The organism is Pseudomonas sp. GW456-12-1-14-TSB6 (genome assembly GCF_059424205.1).
This window is the reverse complement of record NZ_JBWKZE010000005.1, coordinates 174,592-199,288: the sequence shown is the minus strand read 5'-3', so window position 1 is coordinate 199,288 and position 24,697 is coordinate 174,592. Positions and strand designations below refer to the sequence as shown.

The 24,697-nt window shown below is 59.4% G+C and carries 26 protein-coding genes and 2 pseudogenes; 13 read left to right on the top strand and 15 right to left on the bottom strand.

What is annotated here, in order from left to right:
- Positions 1–3: 3 nt before the first annotated feature.
- The 4 genes from folE to AC07Y2_RS06720 all read left to right on the top strand — a co-directional run bounded on the left by folE (position 4) and on the right by AC07Y2_RS06720 (position 1,664).
- Positions 4–564, top strand: a complete 561-nt coding sequence (gene folE, locus AC07Y2_RS06735) for a GTP cyclohydrolase I FolE (protein WP_039769341.1) — start codon at positions 4–6, stop codon at positions 562–564.
- Entirely contained in the window at positions 565–936 is a 372-nt protein-coding gene (gene folX / locus AC07Y2_RS06730) for a dihydroneopterin triphosphate 2'-epimerase (protein ID WP_007957207.1), read from the top strand.
- A 100-nt stretch (positions 937–1,036) separates the two neighbouring features.
- On the top strand, positions 1,037–1,333 hold the full coding sequence (locus AC07Y2_RS06725; RefSeq protein WP_007957206.1) for a DUF1244 domain-containing protein: 297 nt from the start codon (positions 1,037–1,039) through the stop codon (positions 1,331–1,333).
- Complete coding sequence (locus tag AC07Y2_RS06720; RefSeq protein WP_011332495.1) at positions 1,326–1,664, top strand: HopJ type III effector protein; 339 nt, start codon at positions 1,326–1,328, stop codon at positions 1,662–1,664. Before AC07Y2_RS06725 ends, AC07Y2_RS06720 begins: the two co-directional genes overlap by 8 nt.
- Before the next feature lie 181 nt (positions 1,665–1,845).
- On the opposite strand, the gene trxB is transcribed toward AC07Y2_RS06720, so the two are convergent.
- A complete protein-coding gene (gene trxB / locus AC07Y2_RS06715; protein WP_039769336.1) occupies positions 1,846–2,808 on the bottom strand; it encodes a thioredoxin-disulfide reductase in 963 nt (320 codons plus the stop codon).
- A 310-nt stretch (positions 2,809–3,118) separates the two neighbouring features.
- On the opposite strand from trxB, the gene cysZ reads away from it, so the two are divergent.
- Positions 3,119–3,874, top strand: a complete 756-nt coding sequence (gene cysZ / locus AC07Y2_RS06710) for a sulfate transporter CysZ (protein ID WP_039769335.1) — start codon at positions 3,119–3,121, stop codon at positions 3,872–3,874.
- 24 nt (positions 3,875–3,898) lie between these two features.
- Here the strand turns inward: cysZ and AC07Y2_RS06705 are convergent, their stop codons facing one another.
- Complete coding sequence (locus tag AC07Y2_RS06705) at positions 3,899–4,474, bottom strand: hypothetical protein (protein ID WP_039769333.1); 576 nt, start codon at positions 4,472–4,474, stop codon at positions 3,899–3,901.
- Positions 4,475–4,587: 113 nt separating this feature from the next.
- Here AC07Y2_RS06705 and AC07Y2_RS06700 point away from each other — a divergent pair, with 113 nt between their 5' ends.
- On the top strand, positions 4,588–5,808 hold the full coding sequence (locus AC07Y2_RS06700; protein ID WP_103385669.1) for a glycosyltransferase family 4 protein: 1,221 nt from the start codon (positions 4,588–4,590) through the stop codon (positions 5,806–5,808).
- On the opposite strand, the gene AC07Y2_RS06695 is transcribed toward AC07Y2_RS06700, so the two are convergent.
- From AC07Y2_RS06695 to AC07Y2_RS06685, 3 genes are all read right to left on the bottom strand, one after another.
- A complete protein-coding gene (locus AC07Y2_RS06695) occupies positions 5,777–6,880 on the bottom strand; it encodes an NADH:flavin oxidoreductase (protein ID WP_103385668.1) in 1,104 nt (367 codons plus the stop codon). The genes AC07Y2_RS06700 and AC07Y2_RS06695 overlap by 32 nt on opposite strands.
- A gap of 157 nt (positions 6,881–7,037) precedes the next feature.
- Complete coding sequence (locus tag AC07Y2_RS06690) at positions 7,038–7,520, bottom strand: glutathione peroxidase (protein WP_007959082.1); 483 nt, start codon at positions 7,518–7,520, stop codon at positions 7,038–7,040.
- 123 nt (positions 7,521–7,643) lie between these two features.
- Positions 7,644–8,129, bottom strand: coding sequence for an FKBP-type peptidyl-prolyl cis-trans isomerase (locus AC07Y2_RS06685; protein WP_007959084.1), 486 nt, complete (start codon positions 8,127–8,129; stop codon positions 7,644–7,646).
- On the opposite strand from AC07Y2_RS06685, the gene AC07Y2_RS06680 reads away from it, so the two are divergent.
- The 3 genes from AC07Y2_RS06680 to yihG are packed head-to-tail and all read left to right on the top strand — an operon-like array spanning position 8,128 to position 11,506.
- Positions 8,128–8,436, top strand: a complete 309-nt coding sequence (locus tag AC07Y2_RS06680) for a DUF3565 domain-containing protein (protein ID WP_103385698.1) — start codon at positions 8,128–8,130, stop codon at positions 8,434–8,436. The two genes, AC07Y2_RS06685 and AC07Y2_RS06680, sit on opposite strands and share 2 nt — an antisense overlap.
- Positions 8,437–8,496: 60 nt before the next feature.
- Complete coding sequence (gene pta / locus AC07Y2_RS06675) at positions 8,497–10,596, top strand: phosphate acetyltransferase (RefSeq protein ID WP_039769324.1); 2,100 nt, start codon at positions 8,497–8,499, stop codon at positions 10,594–10,596.
- Positions 10,597–10,600: 4 nt separating this feature from the next.
- A complete protein-coding gene (yihG, locus tag AC07Y2_RS06670; RefSeq protein ID WP_103385667.1) occupies positions 10,601–11,506 on the top strand; it encodes a 1-acylglycerol-3-phosphate O-acyltransferase, YihG family in 906 nt (301 codons plus the stop codon).
- A gap of 549 nt (positions 11,507–12,055) precedes the next feature.
- Here yihG and cysN read toward each other — a convergent pair.
- The 4 genes from cysN to AC07Y2_RS06650 all read right to left on the bottom strand — a co-directional run bounded on the left by cysN (position 12,056) and on the right by AC07Y2_RS06650 (position 16,265).
- The gene (gene cysN / locus AC07Y2_RS06665) at positions 12,056–13,954 is read right to left on the bottom strand and encodes a sulfate adenylyltransferase subunit CysN (protein WP_085666894.1); all 1,899 of its coding nucleotides are present in this window, start codon (positions 13,952–13,954) and stop codon (positions 12,056–12,058) included.
- A gap of 53 nt (positions 13,955–14,007) precedes the next feature.
- Complete coding sequence (locus AC07Y2_RS06660; protein WP_039769318.1) at positions 14,008–14,349, bottom strand: four helix bundle protein; 342 nt, start codon at positions 14,347–14,349, stop codon at positions 14,008–14,010.
- A gap of 104 nt (positions 14,350–14,453) precedes the next feature.
- Positions 14,454–15,371, bottom strand: coding sequence for a sulfate adenylyltransferase subunit CysD (gene cysD, locus AC07Y2_RS06655; protein WP_007912374.1), 918 nt, complete (start codon positions 15,369–15,371; stop codon positions 14,454–14,456).
- A gap of 135 nt (positions 15,372–15,506) precedes the next feature.
- Entirely contained in the window at positions 15,507–16,265 is a 759-nt protein-coding gene (locus AC07Y2_RS06650) for a Nif3-like dinuclear metal center hexameric protein (RefSeq protein WP_011332485.1), read from the bottom strand.
- Between the two features lie 103 nt (positions 16,266–16,368).
- On the opposite strand from AC07Y2_RS06650, the gene algW reads away from it, so the two are divergent.
- Both algW and AC07Y2_RS06640 read left to right on the top strand, forming a co-directional pair.
- Positions 16,369–17,526: a Do family serine endopeptidase AlgW gene (algW, locus tag AC07Y2_RS06645; RefSeq protein ID WP_103385666.1), complete on the top strand. Its 1,158-nt coding sequence runs from the start codon at positions 16,369–16,371 to the stop codon at positions 17,524–17,526.
- Positions 17,527–17,766: 240 nt separating this feature from the next.
- A complete protein-coding gene (locus AC07Y2_RS06640) occupies positions 17,767–18,210 on the top strand; it encodes a hypothetical protein (protein WP_103385665.1) in 444 nt (147 codons plus the stop codon).
- A gap of 78 nt (positions 18,211–18,288) precedes the next feature.
- Here the strand turns inward: AC07Y2_RS06640 and AC07Y2_RS06635 are convergent.
- Positions 18,289–18,393 (bottom strand): annotated as a pseudogene (locus AC07Y2_RS06635) (hypothetical protein); the annotation flags it as partial.
- A 153-nt stretch (positions 18,394–18,546) separates the two neighbouring features.
- On the opposite strand from AC07Y2_RS06635, the gene AC07Y2_RS06630 reads away from it, so the two are divergent.
- The gene (locus tag AC07Y2_RS06630) at positions 18,547–18,927 is read left to right on the top strand and encodes a hypothetical protein (RefSeq protein ID WP_103385664.1); all 381 of its coding nucleotides are present in this window, start codon (positions 18,547–18,549) and stop codon (positions 18,925–18,927) included.
- 168 nt (positions 18,928–19,095) lie between these two features.
- Here the strand turns inward: AC07Y2_RS06630 and AC07Y2_RS06625 are convergent.
- A pseudogene (locus AC07Y2_RS06625) lies at positions 19,096–19,416 on the bottom strand (aminotransferase class I/II-fold pyridoxal phosphate-dependent enzyme); the annotation flags it as partial.
- Between the two features lie 159 nt (positions 19,417–19,575).
- Here AC07Y2_RS06625 and AC07Y2_RS06620 point away from each other — a divergent pair.
- Complete coding sequence (locus AC07Y2_RS06620; RefSeq protein ID WP_103385663.1) at positions 19,576–19,986, top strand: hypothetical protein; 411 nt, start codon at positions 19,576–19,578, stop codon at positions 19,984–19,986.
- A gap of 154 nt (positions 19,987–20,140) precedes the next feature.
- Here the strand turns inward: AC07Y2_RS06620 and hisC are convergent, their stop codons facing one another.
- The 4 genes from hisC to murA all read right to left on the bottom strand — a co-directional run bounded on the left by hisC (position 20,141) and on the right by murA (position 24,684).
- Positions 20,141–21,202 (bottom strand): histidinol-phosphate transaminase, encoded by a 1,062-nt coding sequence (hisC, locus tag AC07Y2_RS06615; RefSeq protein WP_103385662.1) that lies wholly within the window; start codon positions 21,200–21,202, stop codon positions 20,141–20,143.
- Between the two features lie 2 nt (positions 21,203–21,204).
- Positions 21,205–22,530: a histidinol dehydrogenase gene (gene hisD / locus AC07Y2_RS06610; RefSeq protein WP_103385661.1), complete on the bottom strand. Its 1,326-nt coding sequence runs from the start codon at positions 22,528–22,530 to the stop codon at positions 21,205–21,207.
- Positions 22,531–22,655: 125 nt separating this feature from the next.
- Positions 22,656–23,291: an ATP phosphoribosyltransferase gene (hisG, locus tag AC07Y2_RS06605; protein WP_007953554.1), complete on the bottom strand. Its 636-nt coding sequence runs from the start codon at positions 23,289–23,291 to the stop codon at positions 22,656–22,658.
- A gap of 127 nt (positions 23,292–23,418) precedes the next feature.
- Positions 23,419–24,684: a UDP-N-acetylglucosamine 1-carboxyvinyltransferase gene (gene murA, locus AC07Y2_RS06600; RefSeq protein ID WP_074691804.1), complete on the bottom strand. Its 1,266-nt coding sequence runs from the start codon at positions 24,682–24,684 to the stop codon at positions 23,419–23,421.
- Positions 24,685–24,697 lie beyond the last annotated feature (13 nt).

Sequence of the window (24,697 nt, the reverse complement as noted above, 5' to 3'; positions counted from 1 at the left end):
TCCATGACCCGTTCCCTGCCCGAGAATTACCGCGAGATCCTGATCGGCCTCGGTGAAAACCCTGACCGCGAAGGACTGCTCGACACACCGGTGCGGGCGGCCAAGGCCATGCAGTATCTGTGTCACGGCTACGAACAGAGCGTTGAAGAGATCGTCAATGGCGCGTTGTTTGCCTCCGACACCGACGAAATGATCATCGTCGCCGACATCGAGCTCTATTCGTTGTGCGAACATCACCTGCTGCCCTTCATCGGTAAGGCCCATGTGGCTTATATTCCGACGGGCAAGGTGCTGGGGCTGTCGAAGATCGCACGGCTGGTGGACATGTTCGCCCGCCGCCTGCAGATCCAGGAAAACCTCACCCGCCAGATCGCCGAAGCGGTCCGGCAAGTCACCGATGCCGCCGGTGTCGCGGTGGTCATCGAAGCCCGGCACATGTGCATGATGATGCGCGGTGTCGAGAAACAGAATTCGACCATGAACACCTCGGTCATGCTCGGCGCCTTCCGCGAGTCGAGCAACACCCGCCAGGAGTTCCTGCAATTGATTGGACGGAGCAAGTAAATGCCACAACTTCAACCGGGAATGGCGCGCATCCGGGTCAAGGATCTGCGCCTGCGCACCTTTATCGGGATCAACGAGGACGAAATCCTCAACAAGCAGGATGTGCTGATCAACCTGACCATCCTGTATGCCGCGCAGGAAGCGGTGCGTGACAACGACATCGACCACGCGCTGAACTACCGCACCATCACCAAGGCGATCATCGCCCACGTGGAAGGCAACCGCTTCGCGCTGCTCGAACGCCTGACCCAAGAGCTGCTGGATCTGGTGATGGCCAACGAGTCGGTGCTGTATGCCGAGGTTGAAGTCGACAAGCCGCATGCCTTGCGTTTTGCCGAGTCGGTGTCGATCACCCTCGCCGCCAGCCGCTAAGCTTCAAGCCTCGAGCTTCAAGCGGTAAGCTAGGGGCACCCACCATCCAGAATCTTGCAGCTTGGAGCTTGCCGCTCTCAGCTGTCTCGAAGAGACTTCCATGACCGAACAACAACGCCTCGAACTCGAAGCCGCCGCCTTCCGCCGGCTGGTCGCCCACCTGGACAGCCGCAAGGACGTGCAGAACATTGACCTGATGAACCTCGCCGGGTTCTGCCGCAACTGCCTGTCCAAGTGGTACAAGGCCGAGGCCGACGAGCGCCGGATCGAGGTCAGCCTCGACGATGCCCGTGAAGTGGTTTACGGCATGCCGTACGCCGACTGGAAAGCCCAATATCAGCAAGAAGCCAGCGCCGAACAGCAAGCGGCGTTTGCCAAAGGAAAACCCAATGAGTGATCTGAACACCCTGCGCGCCAGCCTCAAGAGCGGCGAACACGTTTTTGCCGACACCCTGTCGTTCATCGCCGCCGGTTACGACTACCAGCCGCAGGCGTTCAACAATGGCGGCGTGGAAAACGCCGCCGGGCAGAACGAAGGTTCGTGCAAGACTTTGGGTCTGGCGCTGCTGGAAGGCTTGAGCGATGAAGAAGCACTGCTGGCGTTCGGCGAACACTACCGTTCGGTCGTGGCAACGCCTGAAGGCAGCGATCACGGCAATATCCGTGCGCTGATCCAGCACGGTCTGGCGGGCGTGAAATTCGAAGCGCAACCGCTGACCCGCCGCTGATTCCGAGCGAATCGCAGGCATGAAAAAACCGGCCAATTGGCCGGTTTTTTTCGTCAGATCGTTCCCACGCTCTGCGTGGGAATGCAGCCGGGGACGCTCCGCGTCCCAAGGACGCATAGCGTCCAGATGAGGCATTCCCACGCAGAGCGTGGGAACGATCATTGTCGTGTTGTCTGCGATCTTAGAACGAAGCGTTCTGCAGACCGTCCAGGTAACGCTCGGTGTCCAGTGCCGCCATACAGCCAGCGCCGGCCGAGGTGATGGCCTGACGGTAAACGTGGTCGGCCACGTCGCCAGCAGCGAAGATGCCTTCGACGCTGGTCGCGGTGGCGTTGCCTTCACGGCCGCCCTGAACCACGAGGTAGCCGTCCTTCAGCTCCAGCTGACCTTCGAACAGCGAGGTGTTCGGGGTGTGGCCGATCGCGATGAACACGCCGTCGACCTTGATTTCGTCGAAGCTGCCGTCGTTGTTCTTCAGACGTGCACCGGTCACGCCCATGTTGTCGCCCAGCACTTCGTCCAGGGTCGCGTTCAGTTTCAGCTCGATCTTGCCTTCGGCCACACGGGCGTTGAGCTTGTCGATCAGGATCTTCTCGGCGCGGAAGGTTTCGCGACGGTGGATCAGGGTGACCTTGCTGGCGATGTTGGCCAGGTACAGGGCTTCTTCGACAGCGGTGTTGCCGCCACCGACAACGGCCACCGGCTTGTTGCGATAGAAGAAACCGTCGCAGGTCGCGCAGGCCGAAACGCCTTTACCCATGAACGCCTCTTCCGACGGCAGGCCCAGGTAACGAGCGCTGGCGCCGGTAGCAATGATCAGCGCGTCGCAGGTGTAGGTGCCGCTGTCGCCGGTCAGGCTGTATGGCTTGGAAGCGAAGTCCACAGCATTGATGTGATCGAAGACGATCTCGGTTTCAAAACGCTCGGCGTGCTCACGCATGCGCTCCATCAGCACCGGGCCGGTCAGACCATGGACGTCGCCCGGCCAGTTGTCGACTTCGGTGGTGGTGGTCAGTTGACCGCCGGCCTGCATGCCGGTGATCAGCAGCGGCTTGAGGTTGGCGCGGGCAGCGTAGACGGCAGCGCTGTAACCGGCAGGGCCGGAACCGAGGATGATCACTCGCGAATGACGGACTTCAGACATGAACCTGCTCCTGTTGACCGGCCAAGACACCTGGCCGGACGCCGGACTGCCGGCGGGAATAAAAAAGGACTGTGGATAACCTTGGGGAAGGCGTGAGCTCGACAGTCCTGTAAAAAGTTGGGTGCAGCGTATCGAGGGGGGCAAGATTAAGGAAATACGGTTTAACAATCCAGCTCATAGGTGGTCTCTATGCCGACACACTGACGAGATGGACGTCTTTGTTACAGTGAATGTCGATCCCGCTGCCGCGCTTTCACAGGTTCTGCAAAGTCGGTAAGGTCGGCGCGTTTTCCCTTGCTCGGAGCACCTTATGCCCGCCCCTGTTCTGTCCGGCCCGCAATACCTGCGCGAAGGCCTCAAACTGGTCTTGAGCCCGGGCCTGCGCCTGTTCGTGCTGCTGCCGCTGGCCATCAATCTGGTGCTGTTCGTCGGATTGATCTATCTGGCCGGTCACCAGTTCAGCCTCTGGGTCGACACGCTGATGCCGTCGCTGCCCGAATGGCTGAGCTTTCTCAGTTACATCCTGTGGCCGCTGTTCGTGGTGCTGGTGGCGTTGATGGTGTTCTTCACCTTCACCATGCTGGCCAACGTGATCGCCGCCCCATTCAACGGTTTCCTCGCGGAAAAGGTTGAAGTGGTGGTACGCGGCACCGACGACTTCCCGGCCTTCAGCTGGGGTGAACTGATCGCCATGATCCCGCGCACCCTGGCCCGGGAAATGCGCAAGCTCGGTTACTTCCTGCCCCGGGCGATCGGCCTGTTCATCCTCTCGTTCATCCCGGTGGTGAACATCGTCGCCGCACCGCTGTGGCTGCTGTTCGGGGTGTGGATGATGGCAATCCAGTACATCGACTACCCGGCGGACAACCACAAGCTCGGCTGGAACGAGATGCTCGCCTGGCTGCGGCAGAAACGCTGGCAGAGCATGAGCTTCGGCGCAATCGTCTATCTGGTGTTGCTGATTCCGGTGGTCAACATCCTGATGATGCCGGCCGCCGTGGCTGGCGCGACACTGTTCTGGGTGCGCGAGCGCGGGGCCGAGGCGCTGGTTCAGGAAAAAGCCTGAACCCCGCCTCGGGTTCGTATCGTTTCAGCGAAAAATGACCCACAAGCCCAACAGCACCATCGCCCATAACAAAAGACCCGGCACGATGATCAGGAAGTTCCAGACGTTGAGGCGATTGTTGCTCTGGCCTTCAGGGTCATTGGCGGCCAGGTTGATCAGACGCTGGCCTTCACTGGCCACATAGGCTCTGACAGGCAACAGGGCTACAGCATATGCCGCCAGATAAGCCAGGTTCTCGAATTGACCGGATAGCTTTTCGAGTACCGCAGCAGCCAGAGTCAATACAACAAAGACTGTCGCCCACTGTTCAAGGTCCCAATCTGACTTGCGCCCGCTGTCGTGGATCGCCTTGTCGGCCTGGCGGAAAAGCCTGTGGACGAAGAAGATGTAAAACAGTCCTCGCGCCAGCGGCCACGATTCTTCCTGGGTCCGCTGCTTGTACAGACTCCAGTTCTTGTAAGACCAGTAGTAGAAGTACAAACCGAAACTGAGCACCGACAGCAAAATGAACTTCCAGCGGGCGACCACGTAAAACCCGCTCGCTTGTACATCCTCGCTCAACAGATTCGCCTCGGGCGGCGCATAAGCATTTTCAGTCATGACTCTCTCCCTGATTGAAGTATTCGAAAGGCTAACGACCGCCCCCGCTAAATGTTGAGGCCCTGCCAAAAAAGCCTGTCATCAATCCATCATCAACCCGACACAATGACGACATGGCCTCAGCCGACACTGAGGTCATGACGACAGCTCTACATATCACCCTCATCAGCGAAACCTTCCCACCGGAAATCAACGGCGTGGCCAATACCCTTGGCCGCTTGTGCGACGGCTTGCGCGCACGCGGGCATCGGGTGGAACTGGTGCGACCGCGTCAGGCCGACGATCCGCAGCGAAGTGAAGATGACTCGCTGCTGCTGTGCCGAGGCTGGCCGTTGCCGGGTTACCCGGGGTTGCAATGGGGTCAGTCATCGATGCACAAGTTGCTGCGGCGCTGGACGCGCCAGCGCCCGGACGTGCTCTATATCGCCACCGAAGGCCCGCTCGGGTTGTCGGCATTGCGCGCGGCACGGCGTCTGGGGATTGCCGTGGTCAGCGGCTTTCATACCAATTTCCAGCAGTACACCCACCAATATGGGCTGGGTTTGCTGACGCGCTTGCTCACCCACTATCTGCGCTGGTTTCACAATCGTTCGGCCCTGACCCTGGTGCCGAGCGTCAGCCAGCGCCTGGAACTGGAGCGCCGGCACTTCGAGCGCCTGGCGCTGCTGTCGCGAGGTGTCGACAGTCAGTTGTTTCACCCGGCCAAGCGCCTGAATGCCTTGCGTGAGCAATGGGGTCTTGGCGAGCAGGACATTGCGGTCATTCACGTAGGACGCCTGGCGCCGGAGAAAAACCTCGGCCTGCTCAAGCGCAGTTTCGAAAAGCTCGCCGGTACGTATCCACAACGCAACCTGAAGCTGATCGTGGTCGGCGACGGACCGCAACGAATGGCACTGGAGAAGGAACTGCCCGAGGCGATTTTCTGCGGCTCGCAACGGGGCGAAGCACTGGCAGCGCACTATGCGTCGGGGGATGTGTTTCTGTTTCCGAGCCTGACCGAAACCTTCGGCAACGTCGTGCTGGAAGCGCTGGCCTCAGGCCTTGGGGTGGTGGCTTACGATCAGGCTGCGGCGGCCCAGCATATTCGCCATGGCTACAACGGCGTGCTGGCGATGCCCGGGGATGAAGAGGCGTTCTGCGAGGCAGCGGCGTGGCTGCTGGAAGAAGACGAAAGGTTGCGCTGCGTACGCCTGAACGCACGCCAACACGCCAGCCGCCAGGGTTGGGCGGCTATCGTCGAACAGTTTGAAAACCATTTGTTGGGGGCTTGCCGCGACCTGCGCGACAAGCCTCCCACAACGATCAAACCAGCGTCATCAACGCCTCACGGCTGAACGGCAGAATGTCCTGCTCGCGGCCTTCGCGCACTTTCAGCGCCCAGTCCGGATCCACCAGCAGCGCACGCCCCACTGCCACCAGATCGAACTCGTCGTTGTTCAGACGCTCCAGCAGTTTTTCCAGACTGGCCGGTTGCGCGACCTTGTCGGTGTTGACCATGAACTGGAGGAACTCGCCGTCGAGGCCGACGCTGCCGACGGTGATGGTCGGTTTGCCCGTCAGCTTGCGTGTCCAGCCAGCCAGGTTCAGGTCGGAACCGTCGAATTCCGGCTCCCAGAAACGGCGCGTCGAGCAGTGGAAAATGTCCACGCCGGCGTCGGACAACGGCTTGAGGAATTCGCCCAGCGCTTCGGCGGTTTGCACCAGACGCGCGGTGTAGTCCTGCTGTTTCCACTGCGAGAAACGGAAGATGATCGGGAAGCCTTCGCCCACCGCCGCGCGTACGGCCTGGATCAGCTCGATGGCGAAACGCGAACGGTTGGCCAGGCTGCCACCGTATTCGTCAGTGCGCTGGTTGCTGCCTTCCCAGAAGAACTGATCGATCAGGTAACCGTGGGCGCCGTGGATTTCCACGCCGTCCATGCCGATGCTTTGGGCATCTTTCGCCGCTTGGGCGAAGGCTGCGATCACGTCCTGGATGTCCTGTTTGGTCATGCCGTGTACGACGACCTGACCATCCTTTAGTTTTTCCGACGGGCCGTAACCCGGCACGCTTGCGTCCGGCTCGGTGCCCAGACGGCGCACATTGCCGACGTGCCACAGTTGCGGAACGATCTTGCCGCCTTCGGCGTGTACCGCGTCCACAACCTTTTTCCAGCCAGCCAACGCCGCTTCACCGTAGAAATGCGGCACGTTCGGGTAACCGTTGGAAGCCTGATGGCCGACGGTAGTGCCTTCGGTGATGATCAGACCGACGCCGGCCGCCGCGCGGCGACGGTAGTACTCGATCACTTTGGAATTGGGGACGCCACCCGGGGAAAACGAACGGGTCATCGGTGCCATGACCACGCGGGTCGGCAGTTCGAGGGCACCGAGCTGGAACGGTTTGAACAGGGCTTGCACGGGCATGGGAGGCTCCACGAAAAATTGATCGACGGGCATGCGATTCATATGACGGCGATAATATGTTTAGTTCCACCCAGCCGATAGCACTATTGATCTGAATGATTAAGGGTCAAAAGGCAGGCGAAAAAAATCGCAGCTCGATGGCTGCGATTTTGGTGCTTCAGCTCAGGGCTTTTTCAATCGCCGTGATCACCGAAGGATCATCCGGCGCCGTGCGCGGCGAGAATCGCGCCAGCACCCGACCGTCCTTGCCGAGCAGGAATTTCTCGAAATTCCAGGTGATGTCACCGGGAAACTCCGCGCCCTCGCCCGCCAGCAGACGGTACAGCTGATGGCGGTCGTGACCGTTGACTTCGAGCTTTTTCGACAATGGAAAACTCACGCCATAGTTGAGGCTGCAGAATTCCTGGATCTCCTGCTCACTGCCCGGTTCCTGGCCGGCAAACTGGTTGCACGGCAGGCCCAGCACACTGAAGCCTTTGCCTTTGTATTGCTGATAAAGGTTTTCCAGTGCCGCGTACTGTGGGGTCAAGCCGCATTTGGAGGCGACGTTGACCACCAGCACGACTTGGCCCTTGAAGGGTGCCAGCGGTAGCTCCTGGCCATCCAGGGCTGTCAACTTAAGGTCGTGAAAAGCACTCATGACGAACTCCAGATTCCCGTTTTCTACTCGAAACAGCCACTTGGCGAGACCACCAAGGACAGCCGCGGACTAAAAAGGCGCCCTCGGGCGCCTCTCCAGTACTCGAAAGCTTAGCGCAGAAAATCAGTGGTGATGGCCACCTTCGCCATGGACGTGACCATGAGCGATTTCTTCCTGGCTGGCATCACGGATGGCAACGACCTTCACTTTGAAGTTCAGGCGCTGACCGGCCAGCGGGTGGTTGCCGTCGACAGTGACGTCGTCGCCGTCCAGGTCACGAATGGTGACGATCTGCATCTGGCCGTCCGGCGCCGAAGCGTGGAACTGCATGCCGACTTCCAGCTCGTCAACGCCTTCGAACATGCTGCGGCTCAGGGTGCTGACCAGTTCGGCGGCGTATTCGCCGTAGGCATCTTCCGGCTCGACGGAAACGTCCAGCTCGTTGCCGACTTCTTTACCTTCCAGGGCTTTTTCCAGGCCCGGGATGATGTTGCCTGCGCCATGCAGGTAGACCAGCGGAGCGCCGCCGGCGGAGCTGTCGATGACCTCACCAGCGTCGTTGGTCAGGGTATAGTCGATGGAGACAGCCTTATTGGCGGCGATCAGCATGGGGCGAGACCTTTTGCATAAGAATGAAGAACGGACAAGTCTAAACAAGGATTTGCCCGAAAGCGAACAGAACCCGGACAGACGGGATCGATTGGCGCCCGTGACCGTCAGCGGATTCCATCAGGATGAGGAAGGCCAGTGGGTCGCCGAGCTCTCCTGCGGCCACACCCAGCACCTGCGCCACCTCCCGCCCTGGCAGTCCCGGGCGTGGGTGCTGAACGCCGCGCAACGTATTGAAAAAATAGGCCAACCCTTTGCTTGCGGTTGGTGCGCACAAGGCTCGGTTAGCGATAACCTTGGCGACTGAATTGCGGCAGATCGGCACACAGAGACGATCGCCATTGCCATGCACCCTTAGAGAATCCGCATGCAAACTTTTTTTATCGCGCCCACCGACTTTGGTGTGGGTCTGACCTCCATCAGCCTCGGGCTGGTGCGTACGCTGGAACGGGCCGGGCTGAAAGTCGGCTTCTTCAAACCGATCGCCCAGCCGCATCCGGGCGACACCGGCCCTGAGCGCTCCACCGAGCTGGTGGCCCGCACCCACGGCCTGAAACCGCCGCAGCCACTGGGCCTGGCCCACGTCGAGCGGATGCTCGGCGACGGCCAGCTCGACGAGTTGCTTGAAGAAATCATCACTCTCTACCAGCAGGCCGCCATCGGCAAAGACGTACTGGTCGTCGAAGGCATGGTGCCGACCCGCAGCGCCAGCTACGCCGCGCGGGTCAACCTGCACCTGGCCAAGAGCCTGGATGCCGAGGTGATTCTGGTCTCGGCCCCGGAAAACGAAGTGCTGACCGAGCTGTCCGGCCGCGTCGAGTTGCAGGCGCAGTTGTTCGGTGGGCCGAAAGACCCGAAAGTCCTCGGCGTGATCCTCAACAAGGTCAAGACCGACGAAAGCATGGACGCCTTCGCCGCGCGTCTGAAAGAGCATTCGCCATTGCTGCGCACGGGGGATTTCCGTCTGCTCGGCTGCATTCCGTTCCAGCCTGAACTCAACGCCCCGCGCACCCGCGACGTCGCCGACCTGATGGGCGCCCAGGTGCTCAACGCCGGCGACTACGAAACCCGGCGCATGACCAAGACCATCATTTGCGCCCGCACCATGCGCAACACCGTGGATCTGCTCAAGCCCGGCGTGCTGGTGGTGACCCCCGGCGATCGCGACGACATCATCCTCGCCGTCAGCCTCGCGGCCATCAACGGCGTACCGCTGGCCGGCCTGCTGCTGACCAGCGACACCCTGCCCGATCCGCGCATCATGGACCTGTGCCGTGGCGCGTTGCAGGCTGGCTTGCCGGTGCTGTCGGTGAGCACCGGCTCCTACGACACCGCCAACCTGCTCAACGGCCTGAACAAGGAAATCCCCGTCGATGACCGCGAACGTGCGGAGATCATTACCGACTTCGTCGCCAGTCACCTCGATGCCAACTGGCTGCACCAGCGCTGTGGCACGCCACGGGAAATGCGCCTGTCGCCGGCGGTGTTCCGCTATCAATTGATTCAACGCGCCCAGGCCGCCAACAAACGCATCGTCTTGCCCGAAGGCAGCGAGCCGTTCACCGTGCAAGCGGCGGCGATCTGTCAGGAACGCGGGATTGCCCGTTGCGTGCTGCTGGCCAAACCGGCGGACGTCGAAGCCGTCGCCCGGGCCCAGGGCATCGTGTTGCCGCCGGGGCTGGAAATTCTCGATCCGGACCTGATCCGTGAGCGCTACGTCGAACCGATGGTCGCCCTGCGCAAGAGCAAAAGCCTCAACGCGCCGATGGCCGAGCAGCAATTGGAAGACACCGTGGTGATCGGCACCATGATGCTGGCGCTGGATGAAGTCGACGGGCTGGTTTCCGGCGTCATCAACACCACCGCCAACACCATCCGCCCGGCCTTGCAGTTGATCAAGACGGCGCCGGGCTGCACGCTGGTGTCGTCGGTGTTCTTCATGCTGTTTCCCGAAGAAGTACTGGTCTACGGCGACTGCGTGATGAACCCGCACCCGAGCGCCAGCGAACTGGCGGAGATCGCCCTGCAAAGCGCCGACTCGGCCGCCGCCTTCGGCATCACCCCGCGCGTGGCGATGATCAGCTACTCCAGCGGCGAATCCGCCACCGGCGAAGAAGTCGAGAAAGTCCGCGAAGCCACCCTGCTCGCCCACGAACAACAGCACTCGCTGCTGATCGACGGGCCGTTGCAGTACGACGCCGCCGCCAACGAAACCGTGGCCCGGCAACTGGCGCCGAACAGCCAGGTGGCCGGTCGCGCCACGGTGTTCGTGTTCCCCGACCTGAACACCGGCAACACCACCCACAAAGCCGTGCAGCGCAGCGCCGATTGCGTGAGCCTCGGCCCGATGCTGCAAGGCCTGCGCAAACCGGTGAACGATCTGCCGCGCGGCGCGCAGGTCGATGACATCGTCTACACCATCGCCCTGACCGCGATTCAGGCTGCCAACCGACCTCTGGATATCTGACCCGATGCTGGCTTTTCTCCCTGCCACCCTGCGCGGCGTAATCGCCGCGCTGCTGCTGGCGCTGAACACGATTCTGCTGTGCTCGTTCCTGTTTCTCGTGGCACTGATCAAAGTGCTGCCGTTCGACCTCGCACGCCGCGCCTCACGCTGGCTGATGAGCCACACCCACGAAGCCTGGATCAGCAACAACAAAGGCTGGATGAACCTGGTGCGCCGCACCCGCTGGCACCTCAGCGGTCTGCAAGGTCTGGACTACCAGCACTCGTACCTGATCACCAGCAACCACCAGAGCTGGGTCGACATCCTGGTGCTGCAATACGTGCTCAACCGACGCATCCAGCCGTTGAAGTTCTTTCTCAAACAGGAACTGATCTGGGTCCCGGTCATCGGCCTGGCGTGGTGGACACTGGGCTTCCCGTTCATGAAGCGCTATTCAAAAGCCTATCTGCAGAAGCACCCGGAAAAGAAAGGCAAAGACCTCGAAACCACCCGCAAGACCTGCGCGAAATTCCGCGACAATCCGGTAGGCATCTTCAACTTCGTCGAGGGCACACGCTTTACCGAAGGCAAGCATGCGCAGCAGCAATCACCGTTCAAATACCTGCTCAAGCCCAAGGCCGGCGGCATCGCATTCGTGCTGGATGCGATGGGCGAACAGCTGGAATCGATCGTCAACGTCACCATCCACTACCCGGGCGGACGCCCTGGCTTCTGGGATCTGTTGTGCGGCAACGTCCGAGACGTAGTGGTGCACTTCGAAGAACTGAAAATCCCACCGCAGTTCATCGGCAAAAACTACGACCAGGACGGCGAATACCGCCTGCAATTCCAGGGCTGGATCAACCAGCTGTGGCAAGACAAGGATGCGCTGCTGGAGCAGATGCACCGCGAATATCCCAACCGACGCTGATCCCCCCTGTGGGAACACCTGAAAGAAATTGATCGCCTGTCAGGCCGCCATCGCCAGCAGGCTGGCTCCCACAGGAAAACAGTTAGCTTTTAACTTCCCACCACTCAACACAATGAGCGTTAGCTCGAGTACCGCTCTTGACGTGCCGGCCCCTTCGGCCGGCTGAGTGGAGGGATTCATCCGGGGGTGGGAGCGCAGCGACCGTGCGGCGCAGCCGCATGCATCGAGAGGAGGTGCAGCGAAGCAAACCGTAGGCGATGCCCCCGGATGAATCCCGTAACGAAGGAACCCCGAGCCCCAGCGAGGGGCCGAACGCAGGGGCCAAGCCTTTTGCTTACTTTTCGGCGTTTGGAAAAGTGAGCCGCTGTAAGAGCGGAACCGCCAGCGGCAACACCCGCAGAAACGGATATTCACCCAAAACTCCAAGAGCCTGATCGGCCCAAAGGCCGTCATCGCTAGCAGGCTAGCTCCCACAATCGACCGAATTGGCCCGAAATAAAAAGCCCGCCGATAATCACTCCGGCGGGCTTTTTCATTCGCAGCTAACGCTTAAATCGCGCCACGCTTGCGCAGCAGATCCAGCACCTGCTTGACGCTTTCATCCAGCGACAGCGACTGGGTGTCGATCACCAGATCAGCATCCAGCGGCACATCATACGGGAAGGATTCGCCCGGAATGTTGTCGCCACCCGCAGCATACAGACCTTGCGGATCACGCTCGGCGCAAACAGTCGGCGAGGCCTGGACATAGACCGTCAGCAGACGCTCCTTGCCAATCAGATCCTTCGCCTGTTCACGGCCTTCGGCGCTCGGCGCGACGAACGCCGCAAGCGTCAGCAGACCCGCTTCGTTGAACTGACGCGCCACATGCGCGGCACGACGCCAGTTCTCGGTGCGACCGGCGCGATCCTGCGGCAGACCCTTGTTGAGATCGTGACGCAGGTTCTGGCCATCCAGCACAAACACCGCACGCCCCAGATCGAACAGCTTGCGCTCGACCGCGTATGCCAAGGTGCTCTTGCCAGCACCGGACAGGCCGCTGAACAGCACGGTAGCCGGTTGCTGACCGAAACGCTGAGCGCGTTCTTCGGTCGCTACATGGGCCAGTTTGCCGTGATGCGTAGCCGTACCGTGGGTCACCGGCTGGGCGACGATCATGCCGGCGCCGACGGTGCCGTTGGTCAAACGGTCGATGACGATGAACGCGCCGGTGGTGCGGTTGCTGTCGTAACCGTCGAGGGCGATCGGCGCGTCGAGCGCGATCTTCACCTTGCCGATTTCGTTGAGCTGCAACGCGCTCGCCGGGCCCTCTTCGAGGGTGTTGACGTCGACCTTGTTGACGATGCTGGCGATGGAGCCCGGCACGTAACTGGTGGCGCGCTTGATGTCGTATTTCTTGCCCGGCAGCATCGGCTCTTCAGCCATCCATACCAGCATCGCTTCGAAGCTGTCGGTCACTGGCGGAACGTTGTCGGCGTGTACCAGCAGGTCGCCACGGGAGATGTCGATCTCGTCTTCCATGGTCAGCGTCACGGCCTGGCCAGGGCCGGCGTGTTCCAGTTCACCTTCGAAAGTGACGATGGATTTCACGCGGCTGCTCTTGCCCGACGGCAGCACCACGACCTCGTCGCCCTTCTTGACGATGCCGCTGGCCAGGGTGCCGGCGAAACCGCGGAAGTTCAGGTTCGGACGGTTGACGTACTGCACCGGGAAACGCAGATCGGTGAAGTTGCGGTCGCCCGCCACTTCCACGGTCTCGAGGATTTCCATCAGCGACTGGCCGGTGTACCACGGCGAGCGCTCGGACTTGTTCACCACGTTGTCGCCCTTCAGAGCGGACATCGGCACGAAGTGCATGCTGGTCGGCTTCATCTTCAAGCCTTCGGCGAACTTCAGGTAGTCGGCCTTGATCGACTCGAACACGCCCTGATCGAAGCCCTTGAGGTCCATCTTGTTGATGGCAACAACGATGTGCTTGATGCCCAACAGGGATGCGATAAAGCTGTGGCGGCGGGTCTGGGTCTGCACGCCGTAACGGGCGTCGACCAGGATGATCGCCAGGTCACAGGTGGACGCACCGGTGGCCATGTTGCGGGTGTACTGCTCATGGCCGGGGGTGTCGGCGATGATGAATTTGCGCTTGGCGGTGGAGAAATAGCGGTAGGCGACATCGATGGTGATGCCCTGCTCGCGCTCGGCCTGCAGGCCGTCGACCAGCAATGCCAGGTCGATGTCGTCACCGGTGGTGCCGACTTTCTTCGAGTCGCGGGTGATGGCTTCGAGGTGATCTTCGTAGATCATCTTCGAGTCGTGCAGCAGGCGCCCGATCAGGGTGCTCTTGCCGTCATCGACGTTACCGCAGGTCAAAAAGCGCAGCAGCTCTTTACGTTCGTGCTGGCCCAGGTAGGCGAGGATGTCCTCGCTGATCAAATCAGATGCGTGGCTCATTGCATTCAAGCTCCGAGCTGTAAGCTTCAAGCGGCAAGCTTGTCGGCGTACAGCTAGTCAGAAATTTTGTTAATCAACCCGCCCAGCATTCGAGAAAGCTCGCGAGTTTCCATAATCCAGTTTTCAGCCAGCGGGTCTGCGATATATGCAATGTCTCGAGCAATAAGGACCTGGGTTCGCAACTCCCCACAAGAGCCTTTCGCAACCCAAAGAAAATGAATTTTTTCTCTGGTACTACGACGCTCCATGCCCTCGGCGATATTGGAAGGCACTGAAAGTGCTGAGCGGGTGATTTGGTCCTTGAATCCAAAATCCCCACATCGTGCGAACTCTCTGTAGATCCCCACTGCCAGACACTTGCTTCGCTGCCAAACAACCAGCTTCTCGAAATCCATTACGAGCCATCCGATTCCGGCTCACAGCAACCGTCTGCAAGCACCAAACTGCAAAGTTACGCGTACCGCCTTTAACTTGCAGCTTGCGGCTTGTAACTCGAAGCTTAAAAGTACCCCTGACGTTTCTTGTCTTCCATCGAGCCTGCGCCATCGTGGTCGATGACCCGGCCCTGGCGCTCGGAAGTTCGCGTCAGGAGCATTTCCTGAATGATGTCCGTCAGGCTTTCGGCCTCGGACTCCACCGCGCCCGTCAACGGGTAGCAGCCAAGGGTACGGAAACGCACTTTCTTTTTGACGATGCGCGCCTTGTCCTCATCGGACAGGTGCTCGAGGATGCGCTCGTCGTCGATCATGATCAGCGTGCCGTTCTTTTCGATCACTTCGCGTTCGGCGGCGAAGTACAAAGGTACGATCGGGATGCCTTCGAGGTAGATGTACTGCCAGATGTCCAGCTCGGTCCAGTTCGACAGCGGGAACACACGAATGGATTCGCCCTTGTTGACCTTGCCGTTGTAGACGTTCCACAGCTCGGGACGCTGGTTCTTCGGGTCCCAGCGGTGTTTGCTGTCACGGAACGAGTAGACGCGCTCCTTGGCGCGGGACTTCTCTTCATCGCGACGGGCACCGCCGAAAGCGGCGTCGAAACCATGCTTGTCGAGTGCCTGCTTCAGGCCCTCGGTCTTCATGATGTCGGTGTGCTTGGCGCTGCCGTGGGTGAACGGGTTGATGTTCTGCGCCACGCCATCGGGGTTGATGTGAGTGATGAGGTCCAGGCCAAGCTCTTCGACCATCTTGTCGCGGAACTTGTACATTTCCTGGAATTTCCAGCGGGTGTCGACGTGCATCACCGGAAACGGCAGTTTGCCCGGGAAGAACGCCTTGCGTGCCAGATGCAGCATCACGGCGGAGTCTTTACCGATGGAGTACAGCATCACCGGGTTGTCGAACTCGGCGGCCACCTCGCGGATGATGTGGATGCTTTCCGCCTCCAGCTGTTTCAGATGCGTCAGTTTGTCGACCATGGCTACTCACGAAAGCTATCTTATGAACGGCCAGCGGGCCGTGTTCGAGCGGGGAATCCTAGCACAGCGACCCCTTCTAATCAGGACGCCAACTAGATCGAAAGGGTATATGAATATGCCTGCCTGTTCGGGCGCTCAGATCGGATTCGGGCAATCGATAAAGATGTGCTCCAGCGCAAAACGTTTCGCCAGATAATCGCCCAGCGCCTGCACGCCATAGCGTTCGGTGGCGTGGTGGCCGGCGGCGATGAAGCTGATGTCGTTTTCCCGGGCGCTGTGGAACGTCTGCTCGGAGGCTTCGCCGCTGAGGAACAGATCGACGCCGGCAGCGATGGCGTTGTCGATGTAGCCCTGACCGCCGCCGGTGCACCAGCCAACACGGCGGATCATCGCACTGCCTTCGACCAGCAGCGGCTCACGGCCCATGACTTCCTGCACTTTGCGAGCGAAGTCACGCGGAGTCATCGGCTCGCTCAGTGAACCGACCAGACCGACGATCTTCAGGTTGTCCGGATCCAGCGGCCCTTCGACGGTGATGTCCAGCTGACGGGCCAGTTGCACGTTATTGCCGACGTCCGGGTGCAGATCCAGCGGCAGGTGATAACCGAGCAGGCTGATGTCGTGCTTGAGCAGCGTCTTCAGACGGCGCTGCTTCATGCCGGTGATGCACGGGTTCTCGCCCTTCCAGAAATAACCGTGATGCACCAGCACCAGATCGGCTTCGGCTTCGACGGCGGCATCGAGCAACGCCTGGCTGGCGGTGACGCCGCTGACAATGCGCATCACCTGCGGACGGCCCTCGACCTGCAGCCCGTTGGGGCAATAATCGGCAATTTTCGCACTGCCGAGGTAACGGTCGGCTTCTTCGACCAGGGTGCTCAGGGCGACGGCCATGAAAGACTCCTAAATATCCCGTTCAGAGGCACGCGCGGCCTCGTATAATGCGCGACATTATGGGCGGTCTGACCCCGCCTGCAACTTTTCCAGGACGTGCTTAATGCTCAAGGCGCTGCGTTTTTTCGGCTGGCCGCTGTTGGCCGGCGTGCTTATCGCTCTGTTGATTATTCAGCGTTACCCGCAGTGGGTCGGGCTTCCGAGCCTCGACGTCAACCTGCAACAGGCCCCGCAGACCACCAGCGTGCAGCAGGGGCCGGTGTCCTATGCCGACGCGGTGAGCATCGCCGCGCCGTCGGTGGTGAATCTCTACACCACCAAAGTCATCAACAAGCCGAGCCATCCGCTGTTCGAGGATCCGCAGTTCCGCCGTTTCTTCGGTGACAACTCGCCGAAGCAGAAGCGCATGGAATCGAGCCTCGGCTCCGGCGTAATCATGAGCCCGGAAGGCTACATCCTGACCAACAACCACGTCACCAGCGGCGCCGACCAGATCGTCGTGGCGCTCAAGGACGGTCGCGAAACCCTGGCCCGAGTGATCGGCAGCGATCCGGAAACCGACCTCGCAGTCCTGAAGATCGACCTGAAGAACCTGCCGGCGATCACCGTCGGACGCTCCGACAATATCCGCATTGGCGACGTCGCACTGGCGATCGGCAACCCGTTCGGGGTCGGCCAGACCGTGACCATGGGCATCATCAGCGCCACCGGCCGTAACCAGCTGGGCCTGAACAACTACGAAGACTTCATCCAGACCGATGCGGCGATCAATCCGGGCAACTCCGGTGGTGCGCTGGTCGACGCCAACGGCAACCTGACTGGCATCAACACTGCGATTTTCTCCAAGTCCGGCGGCTCGCAAGGCATCGGCTTCGCGATCCCGGTGAAACTGGCGATGGAAGTAATGAAGTCGATCATCGAGCACGGTCAGGTCATTCGCGGCTGGCTGGGCATTGAAGTGCAACCACTGACCCAGGAACTGGCCGAGTCGTTTGGCCTGTCCGGGCGTCCGGGGATCGTGGTGGCGGGGATTTTCCGCGATGGCCCGGCCCAGAAGGCCGGCCTGCAACTGGGTGATGTAATCCTGAGCATCGACGGCGAACCGGCCGGTGATGGCCGCAAGTCGATGAATCAGGTTGCACGGATCAAGCCGACCGACAAGGTCACGATTCAGGTGATGCGCAATGGCAAGGAGTTGAAGCTGACTGCCGAGATCGGCCTGCGTCCGCCGCCGGCACCGATGAAGGAAAAAGAAGAGTAAGACTCGCCCCAAATGGCTATGAAAGCGGGGGCGTTCGCGCCGCCCCCTCACCCAGACATGCAATGTGTCTGAATGTCCTTTGATTGCGTTCGCGATAACTTTCCAAACCAATGAATCTAACTCACCTGTCAGATATGACAGGTGAGCTCAGTTCGTCTGTCTATTAATGTTGAGCTTCCGCCACTCGGCCACAGAGAGTTGAGTTTGATCCCATCAACTTCGTTTCTGAAAGGAAGAACCATGACAACTCAACAACCGTACGATTTCAAAAAACTACCAGACAGCAAGGATGAACCAAGCTTCGACATTGGAGAGGCCAACATCGAATGGCAGGGTAAAAGGCTTACGTCGAAAATTGTTTTCTTCAATAGCGGCTTGATGACCGCAAATTACATAAAACCGGCTGACGGCTCACCCGAGGGGGGGACAGACAATGATGTCTTTCTCGTTAGCCTGCTTGCCAAAACACAATATAACTTTCAACAGTTTTACGAACGCGGCGTTACAGACCATCATTTTGGCTGGGCTTTAAAGTACGAAAATAAACTGCACTATCCTAGAACCGGCTCGACCACCGGAACATTCTCAACTGGTTACAGAAGTATTGACGCAACCATTGAAATGATTTCCGAGAGCGGCGATGTTGCAAAAATTACATTCAAAGCCCAAAAACGTCTCGAATAAGTCTGTTCAAGAACAGAGCTATGACCGCTGATCCGCACAGTCCCCGCCGACAAAGCGGGAACTGTGCTTATTCAACAATCATAAATCGCCGAGCCCATCGATCAACGCCTGATTCTGCTCCGGCGTACCGATCGAGATCCGCAGGAACTGGGCAATCCGCTCCTGCTTGAAGTGGCGCACGACTCCCTCTGATTGAGTGCAGAATTATCGCAAAAAGTTCTAAAAACCTATCATTTATGACAGTAGCTAACCGAATCACATGAAACTAGCATCACCAGTGCAACAAGTTTATTAAACGCCTCTTAAAAAACAGCTCCTTACAAAGGAATGAAAATCATGGCTTCGGTTAAACAAGTCGGCCACTTTACTGTGCGAATTGAGGGCGGCTCGCCCATAGATTTCAACAATGTAGAGCGGCATGAATTTTCGGAAAACAACGGCGGTTATCTAGCAGGAACAAACAACGGAGAAGCTATTTTCATCGGGTATGCCCAAAGCGCGAAGCCGAATACAGAGTCCACCTACCTCTACACGGATGATTTCGAGAACAAACCCCACATCAATTGGACTTTGGACTATGGCAGCAAGCGTTATAGTGCAGTAACAGGACGAGTGACCGTAAAGTTCTCCCACAACCTGGAGGCCTCCGGATCATTTGATTTTACCGATGGGAGTGGCAAAAAAATCGAAGGAAAATTTGAAATCAAGTGGAATTAGCGCAGTAAATCAGAAAGAGACTTTGCATCAATCTGATTGATACAACGCCTACCCTTCAGATCTAATCAGTACCCGCAAAGCACTGACAAAAAAAAGAAAATATAATTCTTAAAGAGGATTCCATGTTTATCCCTGCAACACGGAATCCTCTGCATTTTCTATAAAAATTTAGAGGTCGCCCAGACCGTCGATCAACGCCTGATTCTGCTCCGGCGTGCCGATCGAGATCCGCAGGAACTGGGCAATCCGTTCCTGCTTGAAGTGACGCACGATCACGCCCTGCTCACGCAGTTTGGCCGCCAGCCCTGCCGCATCGTGTTGCGGATGCCGGGCGAAGATGAAGTTGGCCGCTGGCGGCAGTACTTCGAAGCCCTTGGCCTGCAACTGCGCAACCACCCATTCGCGACTCTCGATGACCAGTGCGCAGGTCTTGTCGAAGTATTCGCGATCCTCGAACGCCGCCGCGCCGACATTCACAATACGATTAAGAACAAGAGGGCGGGTTATATCCTTTTTGTCAGGCAGACTGAGGAAGGCCGGATAAAACAGTATAAAAAACTGTCATTTTTATCAGTAGTCGAGATATCCGCCAAGTCATATCCTCATTTCCGTCAATGGACATCTCTAATATAACAAAGGAATCCAAACATGATCACCTCACATAAAAACACTAAAGAAAAGATGGATCAAACTCGTGAGACCTCGAAGAGCACAGGGACATTTCATCTAAAAGTCGATAACAAGGAATACAATGTCGATACTGTTGAGTATGACAACAACCCTGAAATGCACATGATACGGGCAGGTAATTCAGATGGAACAGTCAAAGTAGATATTGACTTCCTAAGTGGCTATGGAACCGAATTGATTGAGCTAGGTGAAGGGTGGGGCAGAAATACGGGAAGAGCACTTGTAACTATTGCAGGCGTTGAATACAAGAGCATAAGCGGCCAGATGATAATCAAATTTGATCACAGCGTTCAAGCAACGGGAGCGATGTCCTTCAATGCAGCCGACGGCAAGGTAGTTTTGGGCTTGTTCGATATCAAACACGGCTAATAACCAATATATATCCGCACACTCAAGCCGTATCTTCCAGTTGTTGATGTTCCGGATCAGCGGCATCACAACCAATACGAGCCTCGCCCGCGAAGAACAATGGCGCAGTATAGCTGTTACATCGGGCCATCGTTATTCGCGGGCAAGACTTGCTTTATAGATTTACAAGATCACCCAGGCTGTCGATCAACGCCTGATTCTGCTCCGGCGTGCCGATCGAGATCCGCAGGAACTGGGCAATTCGCTCCTGCTTGAAGTGGCGCACGATTACGCCCTGTTCACGCAGTTTGGCTGCCAGCCCTGCCGCATCGTGTTGCGGATGCCGGGCGAAGATGAAGTTCGCGGCCGACGGCAGCACTTCGAAGCCCTTGGCCTGCAACTGCGCAACCACCCATTCGCGACTATCGATGACCAGTGCGCAGGTCTTGTCGAAGTATTCGCGATCTTCGAACGCTGCCGCCGCGCCGACGTTGGCCATACGATCGATCGGGTAGGAGTTGAAGCTGTTCTTGATCCGCTCCAGCGCCTCGATCAGGTCCGGATGGCCGACCGCCAGACCGACCCGCAGGCCCGCCAGCGAACGGGACTTGGACAGGGTCTGGGTCACCAGCAGGTTCGGATAACGGTCCACCAGGCTGATCGCAGTTTCTCCGCCGAAGTCGATATAGGCCTCGTCGACCACCACCACCGAATCCTGGCTGGCCTTGAGAATCTGCTCGACCGCTTCCAGCGCCAGCAGGCAACCGGTTGGTGCGTTCGGATTAGGGAAGATGATCCCGCCGTTCGGCTTGGCGTAGTCCGCCGGGTTGATCTGGAACTGCGCGTCCAGCGGCACCGAATCGAACTTGACGCCGTAAAGGCCGCAGTACACCGGATAGAAGCTGTAGCTGATGTCCGGGAACAGGATCGGCTGATCGTGTTGCAGCAGACCGTGGAAGATGTGCGCCAGCACTTCATCCGAACCGTTGCCGAGGAACACCTGATTGCTTTGTACGCCGTAGTACTTGGCGACGGCGTTTTTCAGCAGATCGCTGTTCGGGTCCGGGTACAGGCGCAGGTTGTCGTTGAGTTCGGTCTGCATCGCCGCCAGGGCTTTGGGCGACGGGCCGTACGGGTTTTCGTTGGTGTTGAGCTTGACCAGACGGGTCAGCTTCGGCTGCTCGCCCGGCACGTAAGGCACCAGATCCTTGACGAACGGGCTCCAGAATTTACTCATGTTCAGTTCCCCTTCACTTCGTCTTTGATGCGGTATTCGGCGCTGCGCGCGTGGGCGCTCAGCGATTCGCCACGGGCCAGGATCGAGGCGGTCTTGCCAAGTTCCGAAGCACCGTCTTCGGAGCAGAAGATGATCGACGAGCGTTTCTGGAAGTCATACACGCCCAGCGGCGAGGAGAAACGCGCGGTGCCGGAGGTCGGCAGCACGTGGTTCGGACCCGCGCAGTAGTCGCCCAGCGCCTCGGAGGTGTGGCGGCCCATGAAGATCGCGCCGGCGTGGCGGATCTGCGGCAGCCAGGCCTGCGGGTCGGCGACCGACAGCTCAAGGTGCTCCGGCGCGATGCGGTTGGCGACTTCGATGGCCTGGGCCATGTCGCGCACGTGAATCAGCGCACCACGACCATTGATCGAAGTTTCGATGATGGTCGCGCGATCCATAGTCGGCAGCAGTTTGTCGATGCTGGCGGCGACCTCGTCGAGGAACTCGGCGTCCGGGCTGACCAGGATCGCCTGGGCATCTTCGTCGTGCTCGGCCTGGGAGAACAGGTCCATGGCGATCCAGTCCGGATCGGTGTGGCCGTCGCACACCACGAGGATCTCCGACGGGCCGGCGATCATGTCGATGCCGACCTGACCGAATACGTGACGCTTGGCCGTGGCGACATAGATGTTGCCCGGGCCGACGACCTTGTCCACCTGCGGCACGCTTTCGGTGCCATAGGCCAATGCGGCAACGGCTTGCGCACCACCGATGGTGAACACGCGGTCGACGCCAGCGATGCACGCCGCCGCCAGCACCAGTTCGTTGACTTCACCGCGCGGGGTCGGCACCACCATGACCACTTCGGTCACGCCGGCGACCTTGGCCGGAATCGCGTTCATCAACACCGACGACGGGTACGACGCCTTGCCACCCGGCACGTACAGCCCAGCACGATCCAGTGGCGTGACTTTCTGGCCCAGCACCGTGCCATCGGCTTCGGTGTAGCTCCAGGAGTCCTGCTTCTGTTTTTCGTGATAGCTGCGCACGCGGGCGGCGGCTTTTTCCAGCGCTTCGCGTTGCGGGACAGTGATGCGGGTCAGGGCCAGCTCCAGACGCTCGCGCGGCAGGATCAGATCCGCCATCGAGGCGACTTCGAGGCCGTCGAATTTCTGGGTGAACTCGACCAGTGCCGCGTCACCGCGCTCGCGCACAGCCTTGATGATGTCCAGCACTCGCTGATTGACCGAGTCGTCAGACACACTTTCCCAGCTCAGCAGATGATCCAGATGATGCGCGAAATCCGGGTCAGCAGCGTTGAGTCGGCGAATTGCAGTCGGTGCGGTCATAGCGAGAGCCTCATAGGAATGGCAAAAACTCAGGCGCCCTAACTTAGCAGTCGTTTCCGCTTGGGCACCTGAGATTCTGGCTATGAGGCGGATAGACGGGCGCGACTTAACGTCGCGCAGGTACATCAGCCGCGGTGTCGAGACTCCACTGCCTTGCGCAGGGTGTCGATCAACGCCTGGATTCGGGCGTGTTGCATTTTCATCGAAGCTTTATTGACCACCAGACGCGAGCTGATCGTGGCGATCAATTCCTGGGGTTCCAGGCCGTTGGCACGCAGGGTGTTGCCGGTGTCGACCACGTCGATGATCTTGTCGGCCAGACCGATCAGTGGCGCCAGCTCCATCGAGCCATACAGCTTGATGATGTCGACCTGACGGCCCTGCTCGGCGTAGTAACGCTTGGCGACATTGACGAATTTGGTGGCGACGCGCAGGCGGCCCTTGGGCTCGACCGCGCCGACCTTGCCGGCGGTCATCAGCTTGCACTGGGCAATCTGCAGATCCAGCGGCTCGTACAGGCCCTGGCCGGTGTATTCCATCAGCACGTCTTTACCGGCAACGCCGAGGTCGGCCGCGCCATGCTCGACATAGGTCGGCACGTCGGTGGCCCGCACGATCAACAGGCGAACGTCTTCCTGGGTCGTGGGGATGATCAGCTTGCGGCTCTTGTCCGGATTCTCGGTCGGCACGATGCCCGCTTCGGCGAGAAGTGGCAGGGTGTCGTCAAGGATGCGGCCCTTGGACAGTGCGATGGTCAACATGGGAAACGTCAGTCCTTATCAAGGTACTCATGCCCGGTCGCAATCGGCGCCGGACATACATCGAGGGCGTTGCCACCCCCGATCAAAACGAATTCAACGGACACTTCCCTGTGTCCAGATGCAGCGACTAGCCCGGAACGCGACGGATCCTGGCGCCCAGCATCTGCAGTTTTTCCTCGATGCACTCGTAACCACGGTCGATGTGGTAGATGCGGTCGATCAGGGTATCGCCTTCAGCCATCAGGGCCGAGATCACGAGGCTTGCCGAAGCCCGCAGGTCGGTAGCCATGACCGGCGCGCCCTTGAGGATTTCGGTGCCGGTGACGATGGCCGTGTTGCCTTCGACCTGGATCTTGGCGCCCATGCGGTGCAGTTCGTACACGTGCATGAAGCGGTTTTCGAAGATCGTCTCGATCACGGCACCGGTGCCTTCGGCAATGGCGTTGAGCGAAATGAACTGCGCCTGCATGTCGGTCGGGAACGCCGGGTACGGCGCAGTGCGCACGTTGACCGCTTTCGGCCGCTTGCCGTGCATGTTCAGCTCGATCCAGTCTTCACCACAGGTGATTTCTGCGCCGGCTTCACGGAGTTTTTCCAGAACGGCTTCGAGGATGGTCGGATCGGTGTCCTTGACCTTCACACGGCCACCGGTAACCGCAGCGGCCACCAGGTAAGTGCCGGTTTCGATACGGTCAGGCATGACCTTGTAGAAGGCCGAGCCCAGACGCTCGACACCGTCGATGGTGATGGTGTCGGTGCCGGCACCGGATACCTTGGCGCCCATGGCGTTAAGGAAGTTCGCCAGGTCGACCACTTCAGGTTCGCGAGCGGCGTTCTGCAACACGCTGCGGCCCTTGGCCAGAGCGGCAGCCATCATGATGTTCTCGGTACCGGTCACGCTGACGGTATCGAAGAAGAAATGCGCGCCGCGCAGGCCGCCCTCAGGCGCCTTGGCCTTGATGTAGCCGCCTTCGACGTCGATGACCGCGCCCATGGCTTCCAGGCCACGGATATGCAGGTCGACCGGACGCGAACCGATGGCGCAACCGCCAGGCAGTGCAACTTCGGCTTCACCGAAGCGCGCAACCATCGGGCCCAGCACCAGGATCGACGCACGCATGGTTTTCACCAGTTCGTACGGAGCGATCAGGGTCTTGATGGTGCGCGGGTCGATTTCGACGCTGAGCTTCTCGTCGATCACAGGCTCGATGCCCATGCGACCGAACAGCTCGATCATGGTGGTGATGTCGTGCAGGTGCGGCAGGTTGCCAACGGTAACCGGGCCATCGCACAGCAGGGTGGCGGCCAGGATCGGCAGGGCGGAGTTCTTCGCCCCGGAGATGCGGATCTCGCCATCAAGACGAGCGCCACCGGTAATAATCAATTTATCCATAAGAATCTCGACG